At 62.3% G+C, this 26,176-nt stretch carries 26 protein-coding genes and 1 other RNA gene; 14 read left to right on the forward strand and 13 right to left on the reverse strand.

Annotation, left to right across the window (positions count from 1 at the left end; all coding sequences use genetic code 11):
* Positions 1-108: 108 nt before the first annotated feature.
* Complete coding sequence (locus ABUH87_RS16415; RefSeq protein ID WP_367775199.1) at positions 109-1,326, forward strand: MFS transporter; 1,218 nt, start codon at positions 109-111, stop codon at positions 1,324-1,326.
* A 40-nt stretch (positions 1,327-1,366) separates the two neighbouring features.
* On the opposite strand, the gene ABUH87_RS16420 is transcribed toward ABUH87_RS16415, so the two are convergent.
* The 4 genes from ABUH87_RS16420 to ABUH87_RS16435 all read right to left on the reverse strand — a co-directional run bounded on the left by ABUH87_RS16420 (position 1,367) and on the right by ABUH87_RS16435 (position 4,396).
* A complete protein-coding gene (locus ABUH87_RS16420) occupies positions 1,367-2,536 on the reverse strand; it encodes a thiolase family protein (protein ID WP_367775200.1) in 1,170 nt (389 codons plus the stop codon).
* A complete protein-coding gene (locus ABUH87_RS16425; protein WP_367775201.1) occupies positions 2,536-2,940 on the reverse strand; it encodes a Zn-ribbon domain-containing OB-fold protein in 405 nt (134 codons plus the stop codon). The genes ABUH87_RS16420 and ABUH87_RS16425 overlap by 1 nt, the downstream gene beginning before the upstream one ends.
* A 137-nt stretch (positions 2,941-3,077) precedes the next feature.
* A complete protein-coding gene (locus ABUH87_RS16430) occupies positions 3,078-3,872 on the reverse strand; it encodes an alpha/beta fold hydrolase (protein ID WP_367775202.1) in 795 nt (264 codons plus the stop codon).
* Between the two features lie 29 nt (positions 3,873-3,901).
* Entirely contained in the window at positions 3,902-4,396 is a 495-nt protein-coding gene (locus tag ABUH87_RS16435) for a flavin reductase family protein (RefSeq protein ID WP_367775203.1), read from the reverse strand.
* Positions 4,397-4,723: 327 nt separating this feature from the next.
* On the opposite strand from ABUH87_RS16435, the gene ABUH87_RS16440 reads away from it, so the two are divergent.
* The 6 genes from ABUH87_RS16440 (at position 4,724) to mmsB (ending at position 10,683) form a co-directional block, all read left to right on the forward strand.
* Entirely contained in the window at positions 4,724-6,148 is a 1,425-nt protein-coding gene (locus tag ABUH87_RS16440; RefSeq protein ID WP_367775204.1) for an aldehyde dehydrogenase family protein, read from the forward strand.
* 65 nt (positions 6,149-6,213) lie between these two features.
* A complete protein-coding gene (locus ABUH87_RS16445; protein ID WP_367775205.1) occupies positions 6,214-6,735 on the forward strand; it encodes a hypothetical protein in 522 nt (173 codons plus the stop codon).
* A 23-nt stretch (positions 6,736-6,758) separates the two neighbouring features.
* On the forward strand, positions 6,759-7,904 hold the full coding sequence (locus tag ABUH87_RS16450) for an acyl-CoA dehydrogenase family protein (protein ID WP_367775206.1): 1,146 nt from the start codon (positions 6,759-6,761) through the stop codon (positions 7,902-7,904).
* Between the two features lie 17 nt (positions 7,905-7,921).
* A complete protein-coding gene (locus ABUH87_RS16455; RefSeq protein WP_367775207.1) occupies positions 7,922-8,965 on the forward strand; it encodes an enoyl-CoA hydratase/isomerase family protein in 1,044 nt (347 codons plus the stop codon).
* Positions 8,962-9,756 carry an enoyl-CoA hydratase-related protein gene (locus ABUH87_RS16460; protein WP_367775208.1) on the forward strand — a complete coding sequence of 265 codons (795 nt, stop codon included), beginning with the start codon at positions 8,962-8,964 and terminating at the stop codon, positions 9,754-9,756. Before ABUH87_RS16455 ends, ABUH87_RS16460 begins: the two co-directional genes overlap by 4 nt.
* Before the next feature lie 57 nt (positions 9,757-9,813).
* Positions 9,814-10,683 carry a 3-hydroxyisobutyrate dehydrogenase gene (gene mmsB, locus ABUH87_RS16465; RefSeq protein WP_367775209.1) on the forward strand — a complete coding sequence of 290 codons (870 nt, stop codon included), beginning with the start codon at positions 9,814-9,816 and terminating at the stop codon, positions 10,681-10,683.
* 243 nt (positions 10,684-10,926) lie between these two features.
* Here the strand turns inward: mmsB and ABUH87_RS16470 are convergent, their stop codons facing one another.
* The 4 genes from ABUH87_RS16470 to ABUH87_RS16485 are packed head-to-tail and all read right to left on the reverse strand — an operon-like array spanning position 10,927 to position 13,604.
* Positions 10,927-11,469, reverse strand: coding sequence for an NUDIX hydrolase (locus tag ABUH87_RS16470; RefSeq protein WP_367775210.1), 543 nt, complete (start codon positions 11,467-11,469; stop codon positions 10,927-10,929).
* Positions 11,466-12,149, reverse strand: coding sequence for a TPM domain-containing protein (locus ABUH87_RS16475; protein ID WP_367775211.1), 684 nt, complete (start codon positions 12,147-12,149; stop codon positions 11,466-11,468). Before ABUH87_RS16475 ends, ABUH87_RS16470 begins: the two co-directional genes overlap by 4 nt.
* A 2-nt stretch (positions 12,150-12,151) precedes the next feature.
* Positions 12,152-12,958 carry a TPM domain-containing protein gene (locus ABUH87_RS16480; protein WP_367775212.1) on the reverse strand — a complete coding sequence of 269 codons (807 nt, stop codon included), beginning with the start codon at positions 12,956-12,958 and terminating at the stop codon, positions 12,152-12,154.
* 25 nt (positions 12,959-12,983) lie between these two features.
* Positions 12,984-13,604: a LemA family protein gene (locus ABUH87_RS16485; protein WP_367775213.1), complete on the reverse strand. Its 621-nt coding sequence runs from the start codon at positions 13,602-13,604 to the stop codon at positions 12,984-12,986.
* A 156-nt stretch (positions 13,605-13,760) separates the two neighbouring features.
* On the opposite strand from ABUH87_RS16485, the gene mscL reads away from it, so the two are divergent.
* Together mscL and ssrA are read left to right on the forward strand one after the other, a co-directional pair.
* A complete protein-coding gene (gene mscL, locus ABUH87_RS16490) occupies positions 13,761-14,240 on the forward strand; it encodes a large conductance mechanosensitive channel protein MscL (protein ID WP_367775214.1) in 480 nt (159 codons plus the stop codon).
* Between the two features lie 40 nt (positions 14,241-14,280).
* Positions 14,281-14,625: a transfer-messenger RNA gene (ssrA, locus tag ABUH87_RS16495) on the forward strand.
* A gap of 118 nt (positions 14,626-14,743) precedes the next feature.
* Here ssrA and ABUH87_RS16500 read toward each other — a convergent pair.
* On the reverse strand, positions 14,744-15,031 hold the full coding sequence (locus ABUH87_RS16500) for a hypothetical protein (protein WP_367775215.1): 288 nt from the start codon (positions 15,029-15,031) through the stop codon (positions 14,744-14,746).
* Positions 15,032-15,287: 256 nt separating this feature from the next.
* Between ABUH87_RS16500 and ABUH87_RS16505 the strand changes: the two genes are divergently transcribed.
* Entirely contained in the window at positions 15,288-17,402 is a 2,115-nt protein-coding gene (locus tag ABUH87_RS16505; RefSeq protein ID WP_367775216.1) for a malate synthase G, read from the forward strand.
* 36 nt (positions 17,403-17,438) lie between these two features.
* On the opposite strand, the gene rsmA is transcribed toward ABUH87_RS16505, so the two are convergent.
* From rsmA to ABUH87_RS16525, 4 genes are all read right to left on the reverse strand, one after another.
* Positions 17,439-18,263: a 16S rRNA (adenine(1518)-N(6)/adenine(1519)-N(6))-dimethyltransferase RsmA gene (gene rsmA, locus ABUH87_RS16510; protein ID WP_367775217.1), complete on the reverse strand. Its 825-nt coding sequence runs from the start codon at positions 18,261-18,263 to the stop codon at positions 17,439-17,441.
* The gene (gene pdxA / locus ABUH87_RS16515) at positions 18,260-19,267 is read right to left on the reverse strand and encodes a 4-hydroxythreonine-4-phosphate dehydrogenase PdxA (RefSeq protein WP_367775218.1); all 1,008 of its coding nucleotides are present in this window, start codon (positions 19,265-19,267) and stop codon (positions 18,260-18,262) included. The genes rsmA and pdxA overlap by 4 nt, the downstream gene beginning before the upstream one ends.
* A 7-nt stretch (positions 19,268-19,274) precedes the next feature.
* On the reverse strand, positions 19,275-20,609 hold the full coding sequence (locus tag ABUH87_RS16520) for a peptidylprolyl isomerase (RefSeq protein ID WP_419956717.1): 1,335 nt from the start codon (positions 20,607-20,609) through the stop codon (positions 19,275-19,277).
* A gap of 196 nt (positions 20,610-20,805) precedes the next feature.
* The gene (locus ABUH87_RS16525; protein WP_367775219.1) at positions 20,806-23,103 is read right to left on the reverse strand and encodes an LPS-assembly protein LptD; all 2,298 of its coding nucleotides are present in this window, start codon (positions 23,101-23,103) and stop codon (positions 20,806-20,808) included.
* Positions 23,104-23,217: 114 nt separating this feature from the next.
* On the opposite strand from ABUH87_RS16525, the gene ABUH87_RS16530 reads away from it, so the two are divergent.
* From ABUH87_RS16530 to ABUH87_RS16545, 4 genes are all read left to right on the forward strand, one after another.
* The gene (locus tag ABUH87_RS16530) at positions 23,218-24,681 is read left to right on the forward strand and encodes a leucyl aminopeptidase (RefSeq protein WP_367775220.1); all 1,464 of its coding nucleotides are present in this window, start codon (positions 23,218-23,220) and stop codon (positions 24,679-24,681) included.
* A gap of 15 nt (positions 24,682-24,696) precedes the next feature.
* Positions 24,697-25,134 carry a DNA polymerase III subunit chi gene (locus ABUH87_RS16535; RefSeq protein WP_367775221.1) on the forward strand — a complete coding sequence of 146 codons (438 nt, stop codon included), beginning with the start codon at positions 24,697-24,699 and terminating at the stop codon, positions 25,132-25,134.
* Positions 25,135-25,213: 79 nt separating this feature from the next.
* On the forward strand, positions 25,214-25,636 hold the full coding sequence (ndk, locus tag ABUH87_RS16540) for a nucleoside-diphosphate kinase (RefSeq protein ID WP_367775222.1): 423 nt from the start codon (positions 25,214-25,216) through the stop codon (positions 25,634-25,636).
* A gap of 105 nt (positions 25,637-25,741) precedes the next feature.
* Positions 25,742-25,987, forward strand: coding sequence for a hypothetical protein (locus tag ABUH87_RS16545; RefSeq protein ID WP_367775223.1), 246 nt, complete (start codon positions 25,742-25,744; stop codon positions 25,985-25,987).
* Positions 25,988-26,176 lie beyond the last annotated feature (189 nt).

Raw genomic sequence — 26,176 nt, forward strand, 5'->3', positions numbered from 1 at the left:
GAGGCCTGCCGGCGCGCCACGGTCCGATGGCGTTAGATGGGGAGGAACGCTTTGGCAGTTTGGAGTGACGCGGCGCGAGCAGAGTTCGCCCAGCATTGGCGGATGATCATGGCCGCAGCGATCGGGTTTTCGTTCACCTCCGTCATCACAGCTGCCACTGGACTGTTCATCGAGCCTATCAGCCGCGAATTCGGCTGGAGCCGCGCCCTGGTGTCTTCGGGGGTGTCGATCACGGCAATTCTCACGTTCCTGGGCTCCCCGCTGTTCGGCACATTTATTGACAAGTGGGGCACGCGCCGGATGGCCATACCGGGGCTCGCCCTGATGGCCTTGGTGATCGCCTCCCTGAGTTTGCTGACTGGTTCTACCTGGCAGTGGTTCGCGGTCTGGACGGTGTATGGCCTTGCCGCCTTGGCGACGAAATCAACGGTCTGGACGGCTGCCGTAAACAGCACTTTTACTGCAGGTCGCGGGCTCGGTCTGGGTCTTGTCCTGTCGGGCAGCGCGTTGGCTCAGGCGGTTACGCCGCCGCTTGCGGATTTTCTGATCAAGAGCTTCGGCTGGCGTAACGCTTTCGTATGGCTTGGGCTCGGCTGGGGTACCATTGCAATCCTGCTGTGCCTGGCGTGGCTCCGCGACGGATACGACATAATTCGACGTGCGCGAGAGGCTGCGGGGGCGAACGGATCGGCAGCGCCGCTCATGGACGTTCCCGGCCTAACGGTCGCGCAGGCGTGGCGCGATCCTGACTTGTGGCGGATAGCCATCTCCACCTTCATCATCATGACTGCCACGATCGCCCTTGTGGTGCACCAGATACCGATCCTTGTCGAAGTGGGCGTCGATCGCACGACTGCCGCAGCGTACGCGGGACTTGCGGGTCTCGTCGGCATCGTCGGAAAGCTGGTAACGGGCGCATTGCTGGACCGCTACTCGGCTCGCTGGGTTGGCGGTCTGACTATCCTGGCGACGTCGACGACGTACGTGCTGCTGCTGTGGCCCGGGGCACCGACGCTTGCCATCGTGGCGGCCATGATGATCAACGGCTACGCGGGTGGCACGAAGCTGCAACTCGTCGGCTATCTTACCGCCGCCTACACCGGGATGCGAAAGTTCGGCACGATCTTCGGCGCGATGGCGAGCCTTATTGCGGCTGGTTCAGGTCTGGGACCCGTACTCGGCGGCTGGATACACGATAGATGGGGTACCTATGAGCCGCTCCTGTGGGGCGCTTTTGGCCTGACCCTGGTCAGTTCGCTGCTGCTGTTCGGACTGCGGGCCTACCCGGTCTGGAGCAAACCGGAAGGCGCTGCCGCACCGGCGTGACCGGCGCCGCTTCGGCGGCGCGCGGTCTCACCTGAGTTCGCTAGTCGCGCGCCAGAAGCAGCGCAGCGGCGAGGGGGCCCCCGCCTGAGGTTGCTACGGCAACCTTGGGGTCTCCGGGGATCTGGCGCTCTCCGCCTTGTTTGCGGAGTTGAGTCACAGCCTCATGCGCGAAACCGAAGCCGTGAAGGCGTCCGGCACCGAGCTGCCCGCCAGCCGTGTTCATCGGTAGCTCACCGTCCCGCGCGATGCGCGTGCCACCTTCGATGAATTTGTGGCCTTCGCCTTTTCCGACAAAGCCCAGTCCCTCAAGCCAGGTGATAGGCAGGAATGCGAAGCCGTCGTAGAACTGCACTGTGTCGACGTCATCGACCGTGTAGTCGGTGCGCTTCCACAGATCGGCGCCCGTCTCGTACGCGGCGGGCCATTCCACCTGGTCCCAGGAGTAGCGGTCTACCGATCCAGAGGTGGCCGCGATGCGGATGGGCGTCGCCTTCACTTCGTCCAGCGCGTCACCCGCCGAGACGATGACGACAGTGGAGGCATCGGAAAACCGGTCGCAATCGTACAGGCAGAGTGGCGACGAGATCATGCGAGCGTTCATGTACTTGTCGAGCGTCAGCTCTTCCTTGGTGATCGCCCGCGCCCGCGGATTGAGCATCGCGTTCTTCGATCCGTTGATCGCGATCTGGCCCAGTTGCTCTCGCGTCATGCCGTAGCGATGTACGTGGCGCGCTGCGTACTGCGCCGTCCAGCATGCTGCCGACGTGGCCCAAAAGGGGCTGGTCCATTGCGAAGGCCCCGTCACGGTATCTTGCTTCATGCCGGCCATGTACGTGCCGGGATCCGCCATTCCGCCAGCCTCGTAAACGGTGCGGAAGCACAGGACGTGACGGCAGATACCTTCCTTGACCGCCCAGGCTGCCATGGCGATTGCTGCGAGCTGCGCAGGCAATTCCATGCCTCCCAGCTGCCACTTGGACTTGATGCCAAGTGCCTCGATCACATCGTCGGTTCCTACCGGCGAGAACGCGAGATAGCCGTTGGCTTTGCCGGGATAGGAGAACACCGCGTCGATCTGATCGAACGTGAGGCCCGCGTCGGCGACCGCCTCCTTGGCAGCATCAACCGTCAATAACAGAGGGTGGCGCGGCAACCGCACGCCCACTTCGGACTGTCCGATACCGGTGATGTAGGCTTCGCGCTTCGCCATTATGCTACCTTCTCGAACAGGGGATAGAAGACGCCGTCCTGCTCTTCGAAGACGACACGGACCTTATCGTCGAACTGTACCTCATCGACAGGCGAACCGACGATGTTCGTGGTCAGGTAGACGCCCGGCACGCCATCCAGACGCACGCGCGCGATGACGTACGGCACTTCAAGGTCCTTGGCCCATGGCTGGTAGTTGATCGTCATCGTGTCGATCGCGCCCGTGCCGCCGACAGGCTCTGGGACCACATTCTCAGACTGGCAGTGGCGGCATAGAAGCTTTGGCGGATGCGTGTACTGACCGCAGTCGTGACAATGGACGATCAGCAGCTTTCCTTCCGCGCCGCCGGTCCAGAATGCGCGATTTTCCTGGTCAAGCTTGGGCTTGGGCCGTGGTGGATTCATGGCGATGTCTCTCCCTGACTTGGCGCGGACAGTCAGAGCAGGGCGGACCTCTCGTCAAGGCCTCTGCCACCGGTGCGGCAGATTGATCGTGCCAGCGGAGCTTGCCTCGGCCTGTTTCGGCCGCTGGATGCGAAGTCCTACCCGGAAGACGCGAGGAACGATGTGAGGTCGCGAGCGACCTGGCCGGGCTTCTCCAACGGCAGCATGTGCCCCGCATCCTGATAGTCAATCCTGCGCAGGTGAGCCACGGAGCCGGTAATCAGATCCGCCATCAGCTGGAAGTCCGGCAGGTCATGCGCGCCTGTCAGCAGGAGCGTGGGATGCGCAATCTCGTGCAGGTGTTCGACCATCGGAAGTTCATCGCGCTGATCATCGCGGATCCATTGCTCTCCCGGGAATGCTTCGATGGCGCGTCGTAGCTCGTCGCCATGACCTGTCAGGCGCGCGCTTTCGAAAAGGGGGTGTGCCCACCAGAGTCGGCGCGCGCCGTCCATATCCCCAGCGCGTGCCTTGCGGCCAATGGCTTTCCACAACTCGATCCATTCCGCGCTCCACGACCAGGCTGCGAGCATGGGGCTGACGAGTGCAACTCGCCTAACCCGGTCCGGAGCGCGGAGCGCCGCGCCCAACACCGTCGCTCCACCCAGCGAGACCCCGCACAGGTCTGCCCTCTCGACTATGAGCGCACGGAGCACCGCCAGGAGATCCTCGGCATGGGAGAAGGGCGCCCCTGCCTCTGCCGTAGACTCTCCGAATCCGCGCTGGTCATAGATGATGATCGGCCATTCGGGCGGCAGTGCCTCGATGACTGGCCGCCAGTCCTGGCGTGAGCCGCCGAACCCGTGAACGAGGACCAGCGGGTCCCGCATCGCGCCATGCCGCCGCTGCCCGACGATCCGGGCGTCCTGCGTTTCAATCGCGAAGGGTTCCAAGCTTAGTTCCAACAGGGAATATGCCTGGCTTACATCAGTTCGGCGAAGCCGCCGTAGCGGCCGCGATGGAACAGCATGGGATCCTCTTCGCGGGTGGTCTCGAGCCGCAGGACTTCACCCATCACGAACCAGTGATCGCCGGCCTCCGTTACAGAGTAGAGCCGGCACTCTATGCTGGCGATCGCGTTGGCGATGATCGGCAGCTTGTGTTCGGACAATGCATATTCCACGCCAACGAACTTCTGGTCTCCCTTCGCTCCCACAGCACGGCAGACATCTTGCTGATCGCTGCCCAGAACATTCACGCAGAAGTGCCCTGCTGCCTCGATCAAGGGCCAGGATGTCGATTTTCTGTCGGGAAAGAAGCCGACCAGGGGCGGATCGAGCGATACGGAGGTGAAGGTGCCAACGACCATCCCGGCAGGCCGGTCTTCCTCACCCATAGCGGTGATGACGCATACGCCGGTCGGATAGCTGCCAAGCACCTTGCGGAAATCTGCCGGATCGATCGTAGTCTGCGTCACTTATGGTTCCTCTTACGTGGGCTTGGTGTTCGATATTGCAGCATCTCATTCGCCATATCGACAGCGATGTTGCCCGGTAAGATGGCAGGAGCGGGCTCCATTGCCAATCCATTCGGTGTCTTGCGCATGAATGAAGCAGTCCGTCCCGCAACGCTGCGCGGTTGCGGGGCGGGCCATGTGTGTTCCAGCCGTGGCTTTAACTGCGCGGTTAAAAAGGGAGTTGCGAGCGGCGGCGGGAACGTGCAGTGAGCGGTAGACCATTGGACTGCGAGGGCTCCGCGCGACCGGTTTGCGCCGCCCCACACCAGCCTGGAAGGGATGACAAGCATGGCCACCGTAGAAAAGACCGCCGATACTTCTGTCGCCGACGAGGTCGCCGAGCTGATTGCACGCTCGCGCAAGGCGCAGGCGCAGATCGAGAACGCTACGCAGGAGCAGGTTGATCGCTGGATCCGCGGGATGGTCTATGCAGTGGCCAAGCCCGGCATGGACGAAGAGATCGCGCGTGAGACTGTGGAGGAAACGCAGCTCGGCAACTACGAAGGCAAGTTCAAGAAGATCTCTGTCAAGACGCGTGCCGCTCTCATGGACATCATCGATGACAAGTCGGTGGGCGTGATCGAGGAGATCCCGGAGCGCAACATCGTCAAGATCGCAAAGCCGGTCGGCGTCATCGGTGCGCTCTCGCCGTCGACAAACCCTGAGGCGACGCCGGTGATCAAGGCGATCTGCGCCATCAAGGGCCGCAACTCGATCATCATCTGCCCGCACCCGCGCGCCAAGTTCGTGAATGCGAAGATCTGCAACCTCATGCGCGACGCGCTTGAGAAGCTGGGCGCTCCCGCCGATCTCGTGATCCCGATTGAGCAACCCTCGGTCGAGCGTACCAACGAGGTCATGAAGCAGTGTGACCGCGTGCTCGCCACCGGCGGAACGCCGATGGTGAAGGCTGCCTACAGCTCGGGCACCCCCGCACTCGGCGTTGGCGTGGGCAATGCCGTGATCACGGTCGACGAGACGGCCGATCTGGACGACGCGGCCGAGAAGATCCTGCTCTCCAAGACGCTCGACTATGCGGCTTCGTGCTCGTCGGACAACTCGGTGATCCTGCTCGACGCGATCTACGACAGCATGCTCGAGAAGCTGAAGGCCAAGGGCGGCTTTATCATAGAGGGTGAGAACAAGACCAAGCTGCAGAACGCAATCTGGGAAGATGGCGAGCACATCAACGCCAAGGTCGTGGCGCAGTCACCGCAGTTCATCGCCGACTATGCCGGTTTCCAGATCCCGGAGGGCACCGCGTTCTTCATTGTGCCCGAGATCGGCCACGGCAAGGAGCACCCCTTCTCCGGTGAGAAGATGACCGTCACCATGGCGCTCTACCGGGCCAAGGATCTCGATGAGGCTATCGACCTCACCAACGCGATCCAGGCGTATCAGGGGCAGGGCCACTCTTGCGGCATCTACTCGACCAGCGATGAGAACATCATGAAGCTGGCCGCGCACACCAAGACCAGTCGCGTCATGGTCAATCAGCCGCAGTCTGCTTCCAACTCGGGCAATCTGTGGAACGGCATGCGCCAGACCTTCTCGCTGGGCTGTGGCTCATGGGGCGGTAACGCCACCAACAACAACGTTTCCTGGCGGGACCTCATCAACGAGACCTGGGTCTCCAAGCCTCTCCCGACGCCCAAGGCGCTGCCGACCGACGAGGAGCTGTTTGGCAGCGATATCATCAAGGCTGTAGGCTGAGGCTTTCGTGGCAGCGGGAAGGCGGGCGCGTTCCTGTCCTTCCCGGACCGCGGAGGAGAGAACTGATGAACCGAACGATCACACTCGCATCCATGGGTGTGGCGCTTGTCTTGAGCGCATGCTCCGGTAACTCGGACGGACCCGAGCCTGACAACAGCAGTGCTGCCGTCGAGGCGCCGGTTGAGACGGTCTCGCGAGTGGGCGAAGGTGCGCCACCACCTGCTCCCGATGGAGCGGCAGAGGCGCCTGTTTCCGAAGAAACCGCTCCGGCGGCTGAGATTCCGGAGCAGATTCGTGGGCGGTGGGGGTTGGTGCCCAAGGACTGCACCAGCAACTTGGGCGATGCCAAGGGCCTGCTCACCATCTCGGCCAAGCAGCTCAAGTTCTATGAGTCTGTCGCGAAGCTCGGCCCGATCAAGGAGGCGGACGAAACCCGCATTCGCGCCACTTTCGACTACTCGGGCGAGGGGCAGAGCTGGACTCAGGACGTCGTTCTGGAGGTGCAGGATGACGGCAAGACGCTCATCCGACGCGATTACGGCCAGGACGCCTTGCCCGGCCCGCTTAAGTACACCCGCTGCACCTGATTGCGGCACAGGGGGATAGATTCATGACTGATCAGTTTGCTCTCACGGACGACCAACTCGCGATCCAGGAGACCGCGCGCAAATTCACAGCCGACATGATCACGCCGTTTGCGGCGGAGTGGGACGAAAAGCACCACTATCCGGTCGATGTCTGGAAAGCGGCAGGCGAGCTGGGCTTCGGCGCGATCTATGTGTCCGAGGAGAGCGGCGGCATCGGCCTTGGCCGGCTTGAGGCTGCCTTGATTATGGAAGCGATGAGCTACGGCTGTCCCGCTACCAGCGCTTATATCTCGATCCACAACATGGCTGCGTGGATGATTGATACCTTTGCAGGGCAGGAACTGAAGGAACGCTATCTTCCGCAGCTTGTCACCATGGAGAAGATTGCCAGCTATTGCCTTACTGAGCCGGGCTCGGGTTCGGACGCGGCTGCGCTCAAGACGACAGCCCGCCTGGATGGCGATCATTATGTCCTGAACGGGACCAAGCAGTTCATCTCGGGCGGCGGCTATAACGATGTCTACGTCGTGATGGTCCGCACGGGCGAGCATAAATCGAAGGGCATCACTTGCCTCGTCCTGGACAAGGACACGCCGGGCGTCAGCTTCGGAGCGCCGGAGAAGAAGCTCGGCTGGAACGCTTCGCCAACGGCTCAGGTCATTTTCGAGGATGCTCGTGTGCCGGTTGCCAACCGCATCGGAGCGGAAGGCGAGGGCTTTCGCTTTGCCATGGCGGGTCTCGATGGCGGGCGCATCAACATCGGTGCATGCTCGCTTGGCGGAGCGCAGCGTTGCCTCGATGAAGCGATACAGTACGTCAAGGATCGCAAGCAGTTCGATCAGCCCATCGCTGACTTCCAGAACACCCAGTTCATGCTGGCTGATATGGCGACCGATCTCGAAGCGGCACGCGCACTTCTCTACATGGCGGCCGCGAAGATAACGTCGGGCTCGCCGGACAAATCGCGGTTCTCCGCGATGGCCAAGCGGCTGGCGACGGATAGCGGCTCCAAGATCGTCAACGATGCGTTGCAGCTGTTCGGCGGCTACGGTTACCTGAGGGACTATCCCATCGAACGCTTCTGGCGCGACCTGCGCGTCCACTCCATTCTGGAGGGTACCAATCAAGTTATGCGTATGATCGTCGGCCGCGATCTGCTGCGCCAGTGACAGCCGGAGTCCATGCGATGACCGATGAATTGCTCACGCGGCGCGAAGGGGTAGCCGGTTACCTTACGCTCAATCGTCCCAAGGCGATCCATGCTCTGACGCATGGGATGTGCACGGCGATGATCGATGCGCTCACCAGCTGGCGCGATGACGCCAATGTCAAGGCCGTCATCCTTGAGCATACTGAGGGCAGGGGCTTCTGTTCCGGCGGCGACATCAATCTGCTGCGCGATTCTGCACTCAACGACGAGGGGCAGGCCGGGCGGGCCTTCTTTTATGACGAGTACCGCCTCAATCACCTGCTCTTCACCTACGAAAAGCCGGTGGCCGCGTTCATGGACGGGATCACCATGGGCGGGGGCGTCGGAATCTCGCAGCCGGCACAGTACCGCGTCGCTACGGAGAACACGCGCTTCGCCATGCCCGAGACGGGAATAGGGCTGTTTCCCGATGTCGGAGGGGGCTGGTATCTGTCGCGGCTTGAGGGTCGGCTGGGGCAGTATCTGGCGCTGACCGGCGCGCGCCTGGACGGAGCGGAGTGTCTCTGGGCAGGTCTCGCGACGCACTACTTGCCGTCTGAAGCGCTTCCGGAAGCGAAGCAGCGTATTGCGGCGGGGCACGAGATCGGCGGCGTGCTTTCGGCTCTCGCAATCAAGCCGCCCGAGCCCAAGATTGCACCCCGCGCTGCGGCGATCCGCAAGCATTTTGCATCCGACGCCCTGGAAGACATACTCGCTTCTCTGGCGGCGGAGGACAGCGAGTGGGCAGCAAAGGAACTTGCGACCCTGCGGCTTAAGAGCCCGCAAGCCTGCAAGGTATCGCTCCGTCAGCTCGCGGAATCTGCGACGATGCAGAGCTTTGCTCAAAACATGGCCATGGAGTACCGCATCGGTGCGCGTGTGCTGGTTCTTCCCGACTTTGCTGAGGGCGTGCGTGCCGTCATCGTCGACAAAGATCACGCGCCCAAATGGAATCCGCCGACGCCCGAAGGCGTCACTCCCGATCAGCTGGACGCGATTTTCGCGCCGCTCCCCGCGAACGAGGAATGGAAACCACTATGAGTTCCCAAGCATCTTACGAAACCATCCTGGTCGAACAGAAGGGCGCGGTCACTTTGATCACGCTCAACCGTCCCAAGGCGCTGAATGCACTGAACTCGACGGTTTTGGCTGAACTGATCGATGCCTTCGCCAGGTTCGAGGCGGACAAGTCGCAGGGTTGTGCAGTCCTGATCGGTTCGGGCGACAAGGCATTCGCCGCTGGGGCAGACATCAAGGAGATGGTCGAGAAGCCCGGAGCAGACTTCTACTCGGAAGATTTCTTTGCCGGCTGGACGACGCAACTCGTCAAGTCCACCCGCAAGCCCTGGATCGCGGCCGTCAATGGGTTCGCTCTTGGCGGCGGGTGCGAACTCGCGATGATGGCCGACTTTATCATTGCATCGGACACCGCGAAGTTCGGTCAGCCAGAAATCAAGCTGGCGGTTGCTCCCGGCATGGGCGGCACGCAACGGCTGACCCGTGCGATCGGCAAGGCGAAGGCAATGGACATGTGCCTCACCGGCCGCAACATGGACGCTGCCGAGGCAGAGCGGTCTGGGCTCGTTAGCCGGATCGTTCCAGCCGACAAGCTGCTCGAAGAGGCTATGAAGGCTGCGGAGCAGATCGCGGCAATGCCGCCGCTTGCCGCGATGATGAACAAGGAGATGGTAAACATCGCCTTCGAGACGACCCTCGACACCGGCCTGCTGATGGAGCGTCGGATGTTCCAGATCCTCACTGCGACTGAGGACAAGACCGAGGGAATGACCGCGTTCGTCGAAAAGCGCCCGGGCGTCTGGAAGGGTCGCTGAAAACAGCGCAAGAATAGCTCTGGCGAGCCCTGGCCTCTGCCTTCTGGAGAGTGAGCAATGAAGATCGCGTTCATCGGCCTTGGAAACATGGGCGGCGGAATGGCAGCCAACCTCGTGAAGGCGGGCCATCAGGTAAACGCTTTCGACCTTTCTGAGGAGGCGCTCGGGCGGGCTCGCGAGAACGGTTGCGAGACTTTCAATGCCATCCCCGACGCTGTGCGCGATGCGGATGCCGTGGTCACGATGCTGCCGAACGGTGGCATCGTGAAATCGGTCTACACCGATGACGTGATCGGAAAGGCACCCCAGGGAGCTCTGTTTCTCGACTGTTCGACCATCGACCTGTCTACGGCTCGGGAGGTCGCTGCATCGGCGGAGGGCGCCGGCTACCAGATGGTAGATGCACCGGTCTCCGGGGGTATCGCCGCTGCCAACGGAGGAACGCTCACCTTCATGGTAGGCGGGAGCGAGGGGGCTTTCGAAAGAGCGAAGACGGTGCTTGAGCCGATGGCCAAGGCCGTCATCCATGCCGGCGCGATCGGCAGCGGACAAGTTGCGAAGATGTGCAATAACATGCTCCTCGCAATTCACATGATCGGTACGTGCGAGGCGCTTGCACTGGCCGGGAAAGCGGGGCTCGATCCGCAGAAATTCTTCGAGATCAGTTCCAAGTCGACCGGGTACAATTGGTCTCTGAATGATTACACGCCTGCTCCCGGCGTCGGCGCTGCAAGCCCGGCCGACAACGACTATCAAGGCGGCTTTGCATCGGCGCTGATGCTGAAGGATCTGCGCCTTGCGATGGAGGGGGCGCAAACTGCGGGCGCGACCGTCCCTATGGGCGAACACGCGATGAAGATTTACGAGGCCTTCGTCCAATCCGGTAACGGAAACAAGGACTTCGGAGCGATTTTCACGACACTTTAGTCAGAGTGCAACTCGCCTGCCGTGCTGCGTTCGCGGCTGGACGAGCTGCTCTCGCGGCGAGCAATCTCGAACTGCGGCAGTCGCATCCCCTTCGTGCGGCTGGTCAGGTGATAACGTCGGCACAGACTGCAGCGATACGCGCGAAGGGAAATTTGTGCCTTCGCCGCGTGGGCGAGCGCTTCGTTTTCGCTCTCGTACCGGCGCTTTTTGCTGCAGATGCCCAGCCTCGTGCGCATGCGCTGCTCAGCAGAGGAGGGCTGGGCCAAGCAGCGTTAGTATCTTCACGTCGATCGCGTAACCCTCTTCACGCCAGCGTTCGACGGCATCGGTGATCTCGCGCAGTGGCACTCGGTGCACGACGATGTCTTCACTTTCTACGCCGCCCCCGTCGCTGACCTTGACGAGGTCGTGAGCGCGCAGGAGCGTGAAGCTCTCACTGACCATGCCGGGTGAAGAAAAGAACTCACCGAGCACCTCCATGCGCCCCGGCCGGTATCCGGTTTCCTCTTCGAGCTCTCTCGCGCCAGCGAGTGCGGCGTCTTCGCCTTGGTTGTGGTCGTGATCACCCACCAGTCCCGCCGGCAGTTCCACACAGCGGCGGCCCAAGGGGACGCGGTATTGATCGACGAGAATGACGTGATCCTCATCATCAACCGCAAGGATGACCGCGGCGTGGATGCCCCGTGCCCGCCCAACGTACTCCCACCTGCCCCGGCGTCGGGTAGTGATGAACTTGCCCTGCCAGACGACTTCTTCGGGCGCATCGGCATCAGCAATATCGTTCATACTTCTATCAACCTGTCGGGTAGTTCGTTCACGTCGTCCTTCTGGCGAGGCAAGTGCTCTGCAAGGACGTTGCCTATGCGTTCGACCGCAGCGCACATGCCAGCGGCAACGTCGCCCTTTCGGACGTGTCCGAGAAGCGCCTCGAGCGCCTCGGCCCAGACACCCGCGTCAACCTTGCTAGCGATGGCGGCGTCGGCGAGAACCTCGGCACGGTGCTCTCGCATGGAGAGGTATATCAAAACTCCCGTGCGGCCCGTTGTCCGCTGCTCTGCCCCGATGCGAAATGCGCGCAAGGCTCGCTCATGCACACGGGCGGCCTTGATGGATCTGGGAATGAGCGCGAAGCGCAAGGCCGGTATCATCTGCAGTGCCAGCGTTGCACCGAAGGTGGTTGCCGCCAGCACGGCGGAGATCGTGAACAGTTCGCCCGGCGCCCACTCGTGGACCCATCCTCCAGCCAGCCACTCGATCCCCTGGAGATAGAAGTCGGGCGCGACTGCCAAGGTGGTAAGGATCAGGAGCGAGAGAACCGAAGCCCAAGCCAGAACGACGTCAGTGTAATCATCAGAGCGTTCGGCCAAGATCGTGACGATCTCACCAGAAGTGCCGGCCTCCGCTCGCGCGACGGCCTGGCTGACGCGAATGTGCTCGTCAGGCGAAAGGAACATAGGGGCACGCATGCTCACCAACTCCCACTTGCGCCGCCGCCGCCAAAGCTGCCGCCTCCGCCGCCAAAGCCGCCTCCGCCACCAAAGCCGCCTCCGCCGAAGCCTCCTCCGCCAAAACCGCCTCCGCCGCTGCCAAATCCACCCGGCATGAAGATGATCGGGGCTCCCCATCCGCGGCCTCGCCTGCGCCCGCCCATACCCGACGCGGCGCGCATGATCGGCAGGACAACAAAGAGCAGAATGAAGAGCAGCGGGATGAGGGCGCCCACAGAGATGTCGTCACTGGTGTGCCGACTTTGCTGTTCAGCACGCGCGGCGATCTGCTGCGCTTGCTCAGGGGGAAGCGTCAGCTGCTGGATGATGGCATCCGCTCCAGCTTCGATACCACCGGCCATATCGCCGGCCTTGAACCGCGGCAGGATCTGCTGGTTGATGATGAGAAATCCCATTCCGTCAGGCAGCACACCTTCAAGCCCGTACCCGGTTTCTATCCTGAGCTTCCGCTCATTGGGAGCCACGATCAGCAGAACCCCGTCGTTGCGCTCCTTGTCGCCGATGCCCCAGGCCCGGCCCAGCTGGTAGCCGTAATCGGCAATGTCGTAGCCTTGCAGATCCGGAATTGTGGTTATCACGAACTGGCGTTGCGATTGCTGCTCGAGCGTCTCGAGTTTTTGAGTCAGCCGGGCCTCGATATCATCAGGGATGATGTTCGCAGCATCTGTCACACGACCGGTCAGCTCTGGAAACTGTGGCTCAGCCAGAGCCGGCGAAGCCGCAGCCAGAGCCAAGTAACCCAGCAACCCACCCAGTAGAGCTTTCATAAGCACCGTCAGACGCGCCGCCGGTTCACATCTTTCCCTCAAGGCTTGGGGCGACCTCTGCACCCGGCGTCACCGCCTGGTAAGGCACCATCGCTTCCGCACCTCGCAGCCGCGCACCGATCATCGAGGGAAATGTGCGAACCTCGGTATTATAGTCCTGCACGGCGGCGTTGTAATCGCGAATGGCAACACGGATGCGGTTCTCCTGCCCTTCAAGCTGGGTCTGGAGCATCTGATAGTTCAGAATGGACTTGAGGTCGGGATAGCGCTCGACGCTCACCAGCAGGCGTCCGAGGCTTTGCCCGAACTGCTCCTGCGCCGCTTGAAACTGCTGCATCTTTGCAGGATCGGTCAGGTCCTCACCACTCACTTGCACAGAGGTGGCCCGCGCCCTTGCGTCGGCCACTCCGGTGAGGATCTCCTTCTCCTGCTCGGCCGCTCCCTTAGCTACCGCAGCGAGGTTCGGCACCAGATTTGCGCGCTCCTGGAACGCGGCTTGCACGTCTGCCCATTTTGCCTTCGCGGCTTCCTGCTTCGTCGGCACCGAGTTGAATCCGCAAGCAGCCACGCTCAGGGCAGCCACAACGACGAACAACGCCTTGACGGTCTGTGGCAGGCGCGCACGCGACGTGAACAATGGCGACATCAAGCAAATCCTCCGCTTCGGGCGCCGCACCGGACGCCCTACCTCTGGGCCATAGATAGCGAGCGGCGCAGTACACGCAAGCCGACTGCTCAGCTTGCCTGCCGTTTGACGCTGGGGCAGGAGGCCACCAGTGTTCCGTAATGGCGGAGAGCGGATGTGACGCTACTGGACGAGTTCAAGAAATTTATCGCCCGCGGCAATGTGCTGGATCTGGCTGTCGGTGTCATGATCGGAGGCGCGTTCGGTCGGATCGTCACCTCCTTGACCGAAAATGTCATTATGCCTGTTCTCGGATGGGCCTTTGGCGACATAGACTTCTCAAATTATTTCATAAGGCTAAGTCCGATTCCTGACGGCTACTCTGGGAGTCTCACGGACTTTGCGGCACTCAAGGCCGCAGGTGTCGCGATGATCGGCTACGGCGAATTCGTCACTCAGATCATCAACTTCCTGATCATAGCTGCGGTGCTCTTCATGCTGTTGCGCTCCGTCAATCGTTTGATCGACCGGCTTGAGCTTGAAAAGAAAAGGGCCGCAGAGACGGAGAAGGCGCCGGAGGTCACGACCGATCCTCAGCTCGATATCCTGAAGGAAATCCTCGCCGAGCTTAGAAAGTCCGAGAAGCCGGGGGCATGAAGAGGGTGGGTAAATAATTGGTGGTGCGCGCCGGATAGAGAGGCTTCACATTGCGGCTTGGTCGCCTATATAGGGGTCTGCCGGTCTTGGCCGGCTATGGCGATAAACTGCAGCGTGCAATTAGGCGCAGCGGACCCGGGGGCAGTACCCGGCGGCTCCACCACCTTCCTCGTTGTCGCGAGGGAAATGACGGGGCCGAACCAGGATCGACGTGTGTTGAAAGACGTTGTTTTCGCCCGGGCTGAGTAACCCGTTCAAGGCTCAAAACTCATAAGTGCCAACGACAACGAAGCACTTGCTCTCGCGGCGTAATTCTAGGGGCTAACGCCCTGAAGTTACAAAGTTAGAACGCGGTTGGGCCCACCGGGCAACAGAAGCGGACTCCAGGGGTTCGGGGTGTACCTGGCAACAGAAACACCCCACTTTCTTGACGTATCAGCGCCTACGGGTTTCGACCCGCATGAGAGTGCAGGGGCATTTGGCCTTGGCGCTCACATCGCAGGCTACGCGCCCGCGCGGCGCGCGTCTTGGCTATCTGTCCCTGTCTTTTCGCGCCCTGCCTTTTCGCGCGCGGCAGCCGCCTGCTCGTACCGCAGGCAGTCCAGGATTTTCGCTCCGGCAAGGAAGACCGCACCGGTACACGCCAGGAACAGCAGCTTTCCACCGACGCCTGGGAAGCGCGTCAGATAAACGCTGCCGCGTTCAACCGCACCTACGGCAAGCGCGTAGATGATGAGGAATGCCTCCCAGCGGGTTTTGATGACAAAGAGGCGTGCAATCTTCTTCCGCATCACGATCCTTCCGTGTCGCTGATGAAGCAACAGCCGTGCCAAGGACGGGTTCCCGCCCTTTCGATCGGTTAAGAGCAGGTTGCCTGTAAAGGTTTCCGACTGGTTATCACGAACCGTCGCCCTTCCAAGCCTCTCGCCAGAGTTGCCAAGTGCGCGCCCTTCAGTCATAGCCCGCACGTTCCTTCCCCAGGGTATCATCGGTGTTCCACTCAAGCTGCGCCCTCCGGCGCGCAGCGAAAATGGTTGCGAGGACGTAATGGCGAGCAGAGTTGATCGGTGTGGACTTCAAGTCGATACTGCCTTGGCGGATTTCATCGAAACGGCGGTTCTCCCTCCTATTCAGCAAGATCCGGATGCGTTCTGGTCCGGATTTGCAACGCTGCTTCAAAGCTTTGCGCCCCGTAATCGTGCGTTGCTGGAGCGACGTGACGAGCTTCAGGCACAGATCGATGCGTGGCATGTGAGCCGCGCCGGCAAGCCGCTCGATCAGCTTGAATATCAGGCCTTCCTGAAGGAAATCGGCTACCTAGTTCCCGAGCCGGATGCGTTCACGGTGGCAACCCAGGGCGTCGATCCCGAGATTGCCACGATGGCGGGACCGCAGCTCGTCGTGCCGGTGCTGAATGCGCGCTTTCTGCTCAACGCCGCCAACGCGCGCTGGGGCAGCCTTTATGACGCATACTACGGTACGGACGCGCTCGACGCAGAGCCTGCTCAGGGCAAGGGCTACGATCCCGTACGCGGTGAGGCGGTCATCAAAGCGGGGCGTGCTTTCCTCGATAAGGCGGTGCCGCTCGCCGGTGCGTCGTGGGCTGATGTCGATGACGTGTCAGCCGTGTCGCTTGCAGATCCGGCGCAGTTCTGCGGAACTACAGAGAAAGGCCGCCTCTTCCGCAGCAATGGCCTCGCGATTGAGGTGGTGATCGACGCCTCCCATCCGATTGGGAGCACCGATCGCGCGGGCGTCGCCGATATCGTTCTGGAGGCGGCGCTCACCACCATCGTCGATCTCGAGGACTCGGTGGCGGCCGTGGACGCTCAGGACAAGATCCAGGCTTATTCCAACTGGCTCGGTGTGATCCGTGGCGATCTGACGGACACGTTCGAGAAGGGCGGTCAGACGATGACCCGCGCCCTCGCTGCCGACAAGACGCTGACCACTGTTGAGGGCACCCGTGTCACTCTGCCGGGGCGCAGCCTGCTCTTCGTTCGAAACGTCGGCCACCTCATGACGAACCCCGCTATCCTGCTTGCTGACGGGTCCGAAATCCCTGAGGGCATCATGGACGCCGTGATCACAAGCGCGATCTCGGCGCAGGACGTTCGCGGTCTCGCCAAGTTCGGCAATAGCCGCGAAGGCAGCATCTATATCGTCAAGCCGAAGATGCATGGTCCTGAAGAGTGCTCGTTTACCAACGACTTGTTTGACGCTGTTGAGGATCTGCTTCAGCTTTCCCGTCACACCCTGAAGGTCGGCGTCATGGATGAGGAGCGTCGCACCAGCGCGAACCTTGCCGCCTGCATTCACGCGGTGAAGGATCGCATCGTCTTCATCAACACCGGCTTTCTCGATCGGACGGGTGATGAGATCCACACGTCCATGCGCGCAGGCCCGATGATCCGGAAAGGTGCGATCAAGAACAGCACCTGGATCCAGGCCTACGAGAAACGCAACGTCGCCATCGGCCTGAAGCATGGTCTCTCCGGCAAGGCCCAGATCGGCAAGGGAATGTGGGCTGCGCCTGACCGCATGGGTGCGATGATGGTGGAGAAGGTCGGCCACCCGAAGACCGGCGCCAACACGGCATGGGTGCCATCGCCCACGGCGGCGACGCTCCATGCCATGCATTACCACGACGTGGATGTTTTTGCGGTACGTCAGGACAAGGCTAGCGAGGCGATCCCCGGCCTGGATGAGTTACTTGCGATCCCGCTGGCGGAAGGCGTCAACTGGTCCGAGGACGAAGTGCGCGAAGAGTTGGACAACAACGCCCAAGGCTTGCTCGGATACGTAGTGCGCTGGATCGATCAGGGCGTCGGCTGCTCGAAGGTGCCGGACATCAACGATATCGGTCTCATGGAAGATCGCGCCACCCTGCGGATCTCTAGTCAGCACATGGCCAACTGGCTGTTGCATGGCGTTTGCAGCCAGGAGCAGGTGATGGACTCGCTCAAGCGCATGGCCGCCAAGGTCGATGCGCAGAATGCCGGCGACCCGTTGTATGAGCCTATGGCCGGGAACTGGGACACGTCGCTGGCCTTCCAGGCTGCTTGCGATCTCGTGTTCAAGGGCGTGGAACAGCCCAACGGCTATACCGAGCCGCTGCTACATGCCTGGCGTCTCAAGAAAAAGGCTGCTGTTGCCGCCTGACCCTCTTCGCGCCTGACCTTTGGGAAGTTGCCCGGTTCAGCTCAGGAGCTGGGCAATCGCCACGAACTCGGCTACGCGCAATGTCTCTGCGCGGCGCTGGGGATCGATAGCGAGCTCCTCGAGAGCGTGGAGGGCGCCGGGCAGGCCTTTCAGGCTCTGGCGCAGCATCTTGCGCCGTTGTCCGAACGCCGCCTCGGTAACGCGCTCCAGCACACGCATGGACACGCCGGCCGGTGCCGCGGCGGGTTCAACGTGGACAATTGCTGACATGACTTTCGGCGGGGGAGTAAACGCGCTGCGATGCACCTTCATCGCGAGTTTTGCGTTTGAGCGCCATTGCGAGAGCACGGAAAGGCGGCCGTAGGCGCTGGTATCGGGAGCCGCGACGATCCGTCGAGCGACTTCCTCCTGGAACATCAGCGTGAGCGAGGTCCATTGTGGAGGCCATGCTTCTCCCGAGAGCCATCCGGTGAAAAGGGCGGTGCCCACGTTGTAAGGAAGATTGGCCACCACCGCATAGGGACCCGCGAAGAGCGTCGCCGGGTCAATCTTGAGGGCGTCGCCCTGAATTACGCGCAGACGGCCACTGAAGGCCTCTTCCACCTCTGCCAGTGCGGGCATGCAGCGGCGGTCCATCTCAATCGCGGTGACATGCGCCCCGGCTCGCAGCAGAGCGCGGGTCAGGCCGCCCGGTCCAGGCCCGATCTCCAGAACATGGCGACCCTCCAGAGAGCCGGGGACGCCGGCAATCCGGTCAAGCAGCTGCTCGTCGAACAGGAAATTCTGGCCAAGTGCCTTGCTTGCCGAAAGTCCGTGGCGGGCGATTACTTCCCGTAGAGGGGGGAGGGCGGACGTTGTCATCTTTTCGCGCGGTGCTCGGAACATTGCCCTGCCATGCGCAATGCCGCAATCGTCGCGCCGGCGCTCGCCTTACCAGAGCCAGCTATGCCGAAAGCGGTTCCATGGTCGGGAGACGTGCGGACGATCGGCAGCCCCAATGTCACGTTCACCCCCTGATCGAAGTCCAACGTCTTGATCGGGATCAGAGCCTGATCGTGGTACATGCATACGGCCACGTCGTACCCGCCCCGCTCATGGGCAGCGAACAAGGCATCAGCGGGGTGAGGGCCCGTGACTGCGAGCCCCTCGTCGCGAAGCAGGGCTAGGGCAGGACCGATCACATCGCGCTCTTCCCAGCCCATTCGTCCATCTTCTCCGGCGTGCGGATTTAGTCCAGTCACAGCGATGCGTGGCTGCACCAGGCCGAAATCGCGCATGAGCGACGCAGCTACGATCCGCACCCTGCGCACTATGAGCGCGATCGAGAGTAATCCTGGAACATCCGCAAGCGCAGCGTGTACCGTCAGAGGAACCGTACGCAGCGACGGGCCGGCGAGCATCATTACCGCATCCTCGCGCGGAGTGCCGCTGGCGTCGGCCACGAACTCGGTCTGACCAGGCTGTGTGAATCCATAGCGCGCCAGGTGCGACTTCGCGATGGGGCCAGTCACGACCGCGCTCGCAGCGCCTTCCACCGTCAGCGCAGCCGCACGTGTCAGCGATGCTATCGCCAAGCGTGCACCCGACTCATCAGGCTCGCCAGGGCGGTACTCGGCGTCATCGTGGCCCAACACCGGCAAGCCGCTTGAGAATGCCTCGTGCGCCTCGGCTTCGTGTTCGATCCTGATCACCGGGACTGCAATCGCACGCCGAGCCGCAGCGGCGGTGAGGACGCTCGCCCCACCGGTGACGAAGAAGGGAGGCAAGCGCTCGCTCTCCAGCCGAAGCCAGGCTTCGGCTATGAGTTCGGGCCCCACTCCGGCCGGATCGCCGAGCGATACCGCTATCGGCTTTGGCCGGGTCATCGGGCGGTCAGTTGTACTCGATCACCGCGTCGCGGCGAAGATCGCGCAGGTACATCTGAGCCCGCTTGTTGATGCGGTCATCCTCGATCTGAGACATGACCTGATCGAAGTTCGGACCGGACGCGCTAGCGGGATCGTCCCGGCCGCACAGCATCAGCACGCGAACGCCGTCGTCGATGGAGCCAAACGGTGGTGACGTTTCACCCACGTTGAGCGAGAGAACCGCATTCTGCAGCGGCCCCGGAAGGTCTCGGGCACGAACCTGATCGTTGGCCACCACTTGCGCGCCAAGCTTTGCAGCGACTTCGTCCACCGCGCCACAGCCCTTGGCGGTTGCCATGGCCTGCGCAAAGTTGCGAGCCTTTGCCGTGGCTTGTGCCTCGCTCGTGCTGGATGGGAAGCTGATCGAGATCTGCTTCAACGCCAGCACCGCGTCACGCGGATCGGCGGTCAGAACCTTGCGCCGGTCGATCATGTAAATGATGGATAGGCCGCCCGGGACAGGCACCGGTCCCACAAGCTGTCCCGTATTCAGGTCTCGCGCGGCTTCGGCGAGTTCGCTGGGGAGCTGCGCCAATCGAATCCACCCAAGGTCACCGCCGACTGCTGCAGTCGATGCCTGGGAATATTGACGAGCGTAGGCGACAAAGCTGCCGCCCTTGCGCAGCTGATCGACAATGCGGCGTGCGTTCTCAAGAACCTGCTGCTGGTCCTCTTGCGTCGCGGCCAGATAGATCTCCCCGATCCGGTATTCATCCGTACCCTTGGCAGCCTCCAGCCGGTTCATCACTTCGCGCACTTCATCTTCGGAGACGTTGATGAACGGCGCGACGTTGCGGCTGAGCAGGCGCTGCCACGAGAGCTCTCCGCGGATTTGCCGCTTGAGAGAAGCAGGCGAGGAGCCAACCCGCTCCAGGTATGCGTCCATGGCGCCTGGGTTCTGGCCGAAATTCTGCGCCGCCACGCGGGCATAGGTCTGGTCGACTTCTTCCTGCTTCACCTGGATATCGGCCGCCTGAGCTGCCTGGATCTGCAGTGTCTCGTCGATCAGGTTGCGAAGGACCTGAAGGCGCAGCCGGGCGCGTTCTTCCTCGCTGACCTTGTTCTCGTTCGCAGCGAGAATAAGGGCCAGGCGGTGATCGACGTCCGTGCCGGTCACGACGGAGCCGTTCACCACTGCCGTCGCGCGCCGGACATTGGGGTTGTTCTCTGCGAAGAGCCTGATGTTCTCCGGGATGGAGATCTCCCCCTGCGCGTCGTTCTGTGCCACGGCAGCCGGCACGACAAGCATGGTCGCAAGACCGGCGATCGTGAGCGAGCCAGTCTTCAAGCCATTCCACATGCTGGTTTTCACCTTGTCTTCAATCCCGTTCTGGGCCGCGATGCCGCGGCCTTGTTCGCAGCTGTGCTCGTGCTGCGATGCCCCGCACATCTGTTCTGCACCTATGCGGCAGGGCGGCTTAACCGAAAATGAGCATGGCGGATAGCGCCATTCCAAGCCATCCACTGCCCCCTTCCTGGAATGACAGGCCGGGATGTCAGCGGAAGCCCAGGTTCTTCAGCGCGAAGTGGATCTGGAACGAGTTCCCTCTCCGGGCGTCGCCGGTTGCCTGATAGTCGCGCCGCCAGGTGACGGACAATTCGATGCAGTCGTCCTCGTAGGCGGCGCCGATCCGGGTGCGCAGAGGCTGGAAGCCGTCGGATCCGTAGATCGGATCGTCCTCGAGATTGGTCAGATTGACCACAGCCGAGCCGAAGATCGACCAATAGTTGGCGAACCCGGCGCGGCCTGCCAGCCGCACCTCCTCACGGTCGCGCAAGTCGCTGAGCGTGGGAGAAATGTCTCGGTTCAGTTTAGTGTACCCGGCTTCCACGTAGGTCCGGGTGCTGCCCACCGTGGCGTCGATTTCGTTGCGGCGCACAGCGAAGCTGTCCTTGTCGACGCGGTAGCGGTGGATCAGGCTGACGAAGTCACGGTATCGGACTTCGGTGCGGCCGACGATATCGGACACCTTGTTCGCAAGCCCTGTCCCATCGGGAAGGATCGAGGCGCGGTTGCTCAGCCTGATAGACTGTCCGACATTCGCCTTAACCCGCCAACGTGGCCGTTCGAACTGCCAGTCCACGCCATAGGTGAAGCGCACGCCGTCTTCGATCCGGTCATATCCGGGGAAGCGGTTGAGCGCGAACAGGTTGCTGTCCTCCAGGTCGACGGCACGCGCATCCTCGTTGGGTATGTCGAGGTTCGGCGTATCCGGCGTCGCTACCAACTGGACGCGCGGCGTAAGCACCTGCGTACCGCCGAACACGTTACCAACCAGCGGCCATCGAACATCGACCGCCGCCGTCGCGACACCGCGTCCCTGCCAGCCTTCTTCGCCGCGATAAAGGTCAACGGCAGTGAGCTCGTTATCGCTCGAGTGATAGACGTCCCCGCGCACAAGCCCGGTGACGGTCACCTCCTGGCCCCATTCGGTAAGGCGGCGTAGCGACCACTGAGTGCGGGCGAATGCGCGCTGTGTGTCCTGTCCATCGGCCCGAGTCAGTGCGAGAGTGTTCAACTGGGTTTCCACCGTGCCGCCCAGCACGGGATCGGAAAAGCGGTGGCGAAAGTCTACCAGCGGTAGAGCAACCGGGATCTGGCCTTGCTGCACCCCGACTCGCATGGTCTGAGTGCTCCATCCGGAAATCGAGAGATACGTGTTGCGATCGATCCGCTCCAATTCGACCATTGAGCGCAGCCGGTCATCGCGACTGATGTCGTAACGGCGAAGGAATGTCCGGTCGGTCGCACGGCGGATGGACGCGGTCAGGCTCCACTTGGGGTCGAACTGCAGCTTGCCGTTCGCGAAGATGTAGCCGCGAAAGTCGCGCTCTGTCCTTCGCTCGTCACCCGCGATGGGTATGCGACTGCTGGCGGTCGCATAGCCGGTGACCTGGTAGGCGCCTTTCTCCGTAAGGGCGCGATACTGCCCGGAAAGCATCGGCGCTGCTTCCGTGAAGACGTGAGCGGTGGCAGTCAGATCGCGGTTCTTGGCGATCTGCCAATAGTACGAGCCGGCGACCTCGATACCGTTGGAAGGCGAGGAGCGCAGGTCGGGCACGAGAAGGCCCGAAACGGAGCCGCCTTCCGTCGAGATGCGCAAGCCGGGCAGAGGAAGCTGGATGAGGTCGAACACTTCGAGCCTGGCACCCCGGAACGTGATCCGGCCAGCCGTATCGTCGTAGACCACTTCGCGTGCAGTCACGCGCCAGCTGGGCTCCTTTGGGCACCCGTCTGCATCCACCACAGCACAGCCGGTGTAAGCTGCCGAGTTGAGGATGACGTTGCCGTTCTCAATCCGCCGGCCTTTCAGCGCCGCAAGACGGCCGCCCTGCCGCAGAGCGATGAGCAGGTTCTCCATCGCACCGGTCTTGAGCTCGTCCGTCAGTTCCACCCGGTCCGTGAACAGCTGGTTGCCGTTCTCGTCGACCAGGCGGACGTTGCCGCTAGCAACGATCTGCCCGGTCTCCTGATTCCAGTTGACTGTGTCAGCTCGCACGGACTGGTCATCGCGGCGCAGCACGACATTGCCTGTCGCCGTCACATCTTCCGAGTCCTGCGCGTACTCCACCTTGTCGGCGGCGAAGGCGATCGGGATCTCTTCGCCGTCGGCAGGCGGAGGCGCGGGCGGCACCGGTGTGATCGGGTCGCCCGGCAAGGGGCGGCCAAGGTCCTGCGCTTCCGCCTGGGCAGGCAGGATCAATGCCGCCAGACCGGCTGCAAAGGCGCTCAACGGAAGGGGGCGCAAGCGGCGAGACGGAGCTTGCGGCGATGGCGGCAGAGCGGGGGGCATGGCTTGCCTATCGCATCGCCCGTGCCTAACTGCAATCCGCCGCTGAGCTAAACTGCAGCTTTGCGACGGCCTGCAGAATACCGCCCAGCTTTATACTATTTTCTAGGAGAGCGCATGAAGATCCAGTTCCTTGACGCGAGCGAGACGCCCAGCACTGGCATTCTCGTGCGCCCGGTCAATCAGGACGCCATGCCTGCGGAGCTGGAGTCGGTACTCGTCGAGGCGGCGCGGCAATCGCGCTTCACGGGCAAATCCGGCCAATTGTTAGAGGGTTTTGTCGAGCGTGATGGCAAGGTTCGGCGTGTTGCGCTTGTCGGGCTGGGCAAAGCCGAGGCTGATGACCGGACTGCATCGGTGGAGAAGGCCGGCGCTTCCATCGTAGCGAAATACCTGACGAGCGGAGAGCAGGCTCTCACGATCGATCTGGGCGGATCCGGCCTCGGGCTCGATGAAGCCATGGCGCTCTTGTTGGGAGCACGCCTGCGCGCATGGCGTTGGGACAGCTATCGCACGACACTGGGCGAAGACAAGAAGCCGAGCCTCAAGCAGGTGCAGGTGGCGAGTGCGCCTGAGGGAGCCGCTGAGCGCTGGCAGGTGGAGGAAGCGGTCGCCGCAGGAGCAGAGTTCACGCGCGAACTCGTGACCGAGCCTGCCAATGTGATTTACCCGGAGAGCTTCGTAGAGCGGTGCCGGGCGCGCATGGAAGGCACGGGCCTGAACGTACGCGCGCTGGACGAGAGCGAGATGCGCGCACTCGGCATGGGCTCGCTACTGGGAGTGGCGCAGGGCTCCGAGCGGGCGCCGCGGCTTCTGGTAATTGAGTGGAAGGGCGGAGAGCCCGGTGCAAAGCCGGTCGCGTTCGTCGGCAAGGGCGTCACCTTCGATACTGGCGGCATCAGTCTCAAGCCACCGGCTGGCATGGAGGACATGAAGTGGGACATGGGCGGCGCGGGTGCCGTTGCGGGAACCATGCTCACGCTGGGACTTCGGAAGGCCAAGGCGAACGTCATCGGCGTCTGCGGTCTGGTTGAGAACATGCCCGATGGCCGCGCGCAGCGGCCCGGCGACGTTGTCACCTCCATGTCCGGTCAGACCATCGAAGTCATCAACACGGACGCGGAAGGCCGGCTGGTGCTTTGCGACGCGCTGACCTGGGTACAGCGCGAGTACGCACCCGCGCGCATCATCGATCTTGCGACTCTGACCGGCGCCATCATTGCCTCGCTGGCGCACGAGTATGCCGGCCTGTTTTCGAACAACGATGCGCTTGCCGCCGATCTCGCCGCCGCGGGCGAGGCCACGGGCGAGAAGCTGTGGCGCTTCCCGATGGGGTCGGCGTACGACAAGCAACTGGAGAGCGCGATTGCCGATATGAAGAATATCGGCAGCCGCTTCGGCGGATCGATCACAGCGGCGCAATTCCTCAAGCGCTTCATTGAGAACGACACCCCTTGGGCGCATCTCGATATCGCGGGCACGGTCTGGGCCGACAAGCCGGGCGCGACCTGGGATAAGGGCGCGACCGGTTTCGGCGTACGCCTTCTCGATCGTTTCGTGCGCGACACGCTCGAGAGCTGAACCCCTCAGCGCGCCGTGAACCGCGTCGACTTCTACCAGCTATCGCGCGATCCGGTGGAACTCGCGCTGCCTTTGCTTGCACGCGCAACGCTCAAGGCCGGGGAGCGGATGCTGGTCGTCTCGAGCGACGAGGCGCAACTCGGTCGCGTGGGGCAGGGCCTGTGGGCCTTGCCTGACACGTTCCTTGCCAATGGCCGGGCGGGGCAGCCGCACGAGGACCGTCAACCCATACTGCTGTCGGACAGGTTGGAGCCGGCGAATGGAGCGCGTTTTCTCGCGTTGGCGGACGGCGTCTGGCGCGAGAGTGAGCAGCCCTTCGTTCGCACGTTCCTGATGTTCGATGACAGCACAGTCGCCGCCGCCCGCGATGTCTGGCGCATGCTGCGGGCCAGGGAAGGTACCGAGCGGCACTTCTGGAAGCAGGAGGGCGGGCGCTGGATTGAGGCGGGGTAGGGCCGCTTGCGGGGGCTCGCGTTCCCGGCTAGGGGCGCGCGCAACCAGAACAACAGATCTGCGCAAGGAATCTTAGAATATGGCGATTACCCGCACGTTCTCGATCATCAAGCCCGACGCCACCCGCCGCAACCTGACCGGTGCGGTCACCAAGATGCTGGAGGAAGCAGGCCTTCGCGTTGTCGCCTCCAAGCGCATCCAGATGAGCCGGGAGCAGGCAGAGGGCTTCTACGGCGTCCACAAGGAGCGCCCCTTCTTCAATGATCTCGTCACTTTCATGACGTCCGGCCCCGTGGTCGTGCAGGTTCTTGAGGGCGAAGACGCTGTGAAGCGTAACCGCGACATCATGGGCGCGACCAATCCCGAGAACGCAGAGCCGGGCACGATCCGCAAGGAACTGGCCGAGAGCATCGAAGCAAACTCGGTGCATGGCTCGGACTCGGAAGAGAACGCCAAGATCGAGATCGACTTTTTCTTCAAGCCCGAAGAGATCGTCGGCTGATCCTTTTCAGTCTCGATTTTCATGCAAGGCCGTCCCATCGGGGCGGCCTTTTGCATTTGATCCAGTGCGGATCACTAGGGTAAACTGCGAGGAAAGGAGACAGCGATGCAAGGCATGGGAGAGGCGGGCGAGACCTGCCCGTTCGAGTTCAATTTCGACCCCGCGACGTTCAAGGTGGGTGACACCGTAAGCTATCGTGTCACCGGCAGCTTGGATGGCTTTCCTTTCGCAGGCACATTGCTCGAGGTTCACGAGGACCATGTGATCATTGCAGGCGATCCCAACGATCCGAGCGTCCGCTACACAGGTACGCGTGAGAGCAGGCCGGTCGTCGATCACGCCCAGATTTGACGATTCGGGAGCGAGGCAGGAGCCTCTCCCTTGACAGGATGAACCATTTAGGTTAAGTGCCCCGGTCATCCGGCATGGCGATGTACAGCGCACATGCCGGTGTTTCGGGCCGGCGCCGAGGGCGAAGAGCAATGCGATGAAATCGCGGCTGCGTCCCCACAGCGCTTGCACCGGAGCGGTGCTTTACAA

Origin of the sequence: Novosphingobium rhizovicinum (assembly GCF_040813635.1) — a bacterium.
GTDB lineage: Bacteria > Pseudomonadota > Alphaproteobacteria > Sphingomonadales > Sphingomonadaceae > Novosphingobium > Novosphingobium rhizovicinum.

Coding starts and splice junctions, on each gene's coding strand:
- ABUH87_RS16415 (WP_367775199.1), top strand. CDS start 109: ATGGCCGCAGCGATCGGGTTTTCGTTCACCTCCGTCATCACAGCTGCC.
- ABUH87_RS16420 (WP_367775200.1), bottom strand. CDS start 2,536: ATGGCGAAGCGCGAAGCCTACATCACCGGTATCGGACAGTCCGAAGTG.
- ABUH87_RS16425 (WP_367775201.1), bottom strand. CDS start 2,940: ATGAATCCACCACGGCCCAAGCCCAAGCTTGACCAGGAAAATCGCGCA.
- ABUH87_RS16440 (WP_367775204.1), top strand. CDS start 4,724: ATGGCCACCGTAGAAAAGACCGCCGATACTTCTGTCGCCGACGAGGTC.
- ABUH87_RS16445 (WP_367775205.1), top strand. CDS start 6,214: ATGAACCGAACGATCACACTCGCATCCATGGGTGTGGCGCTTGTCTTG.
- ABUH87_RS16450 (WP_367775206.1), top strand. CDS start 6,759: ATGACTGATCAGTTTGCTCTCACGGACGACCAACTCGCGATCCAGGAG.
- ABUH87_RS16455 (WP_367775207.1), top strand. CDS start 7,922: ATGACCGATGAATTGCTCACGCGGCGCGAAGGGGTAGCCGGTTACCTT.
- ABUH87_RS16460 (WP_367775208.1), top strand. CDS start 8,962: ATGAGTTCCCAAGCATCTTACGAAACCATCCTGGTCGAACAGAAGGGC.
- mmsB (WP_367775209.1), top strand. CDS start 9,814: ATGAAGATCGCGTTCATCGGCCTTGGAAACATGGGCGGCGGAATGGCA.
- ABUH87_RS16470 (WP_367775210.1), bottom strand. CDS start 11,469: ATGAACGATATTGCTGATGCCGATGCGCCCGAAGAAGTCGTCTGGCAG.
- ABUH87_RS16475 (WP_367775211.1), bottom strand. CDS start 12,149: ATGCGTGCCCCTATGTTCCTTTCGCCTGACGAGCACATTCGCGTCAGC.
- ABUH87_RS16480 (WP_367775212.1), bottom strand. CDS start 12,958: ATGAAAGCTCTACTGGGTGGGTTGCTGGGTTACTTGGCTCTGGCTGCG.
- ABUH87_RS16485 (WP_367775213.1), bottom strand. CDS start 13,604: ATGTCGCCATTGTTCACGTCGCGTGCGCGCCTGCCACAGACCGTCAAG.
- ABUH87_RS16500 (WP_367775215.1), bottom strand. CDS start 15,031: ATGCGGAAGAAGATTGCACGCCTCTTTGTCATCAAAACCCGCTGGGAG.
- ABUH87_RS16505 (WP_367775216.1), top strand. CDS start 15,288: ATGGCGAGCAGAGTTGATCGGTGTGGACTTCAAGTCGATACTGCCTTG.
- rsmA (WP_367775217.1), bottom strand. CDS start 18,263: ATGACAACGTCCGCCCTCCCCCCTCTACGGGAAGTAATCGCCCGCCAC.
- pdxA (WP_367775218.1), bottom strand. CDS start 19,267: ATGACCCGGCCAAAGCCGATAGCGGTATCGCTCGGCGATCCGGCCGGA.
- ABUH87_RS16520 (WP_419956717.1), bottom strand. CDS start 20,609: ATGTGGAATGGCTTGAAGACTGGCTCGCTCACGATCGCCGGTCTTGCG.
- ABUH87_RS16525 (WP_367775219.1), bottom strand. CDS start 23,103: ATGCCCCCCGCTCTGCCGCCATCGCCGCAAGCTCCGTCTCGCCGCTTG.
- ABUH87_RS16530 (WP_367775220.1), top strand. CDS start 23,218: ATGAAGATCCAGTTCCTTGACGCGAGCGAGACGCCCAGCACTGGCATT.
- ndk (WP_367775222.1), top strand. CDS start 25,214: ATGGCGATTACCCGCACGTTCTCGATCATCAAGCCCGACGCCACCCGC.
- ABUH87_RS16545 (WP_367775223.1), top strand. CDS start 25,742: ATGCAAGGCATGGGAGAGGCGGGCGAGACCTGCCCGTTCGAGTTCAAT.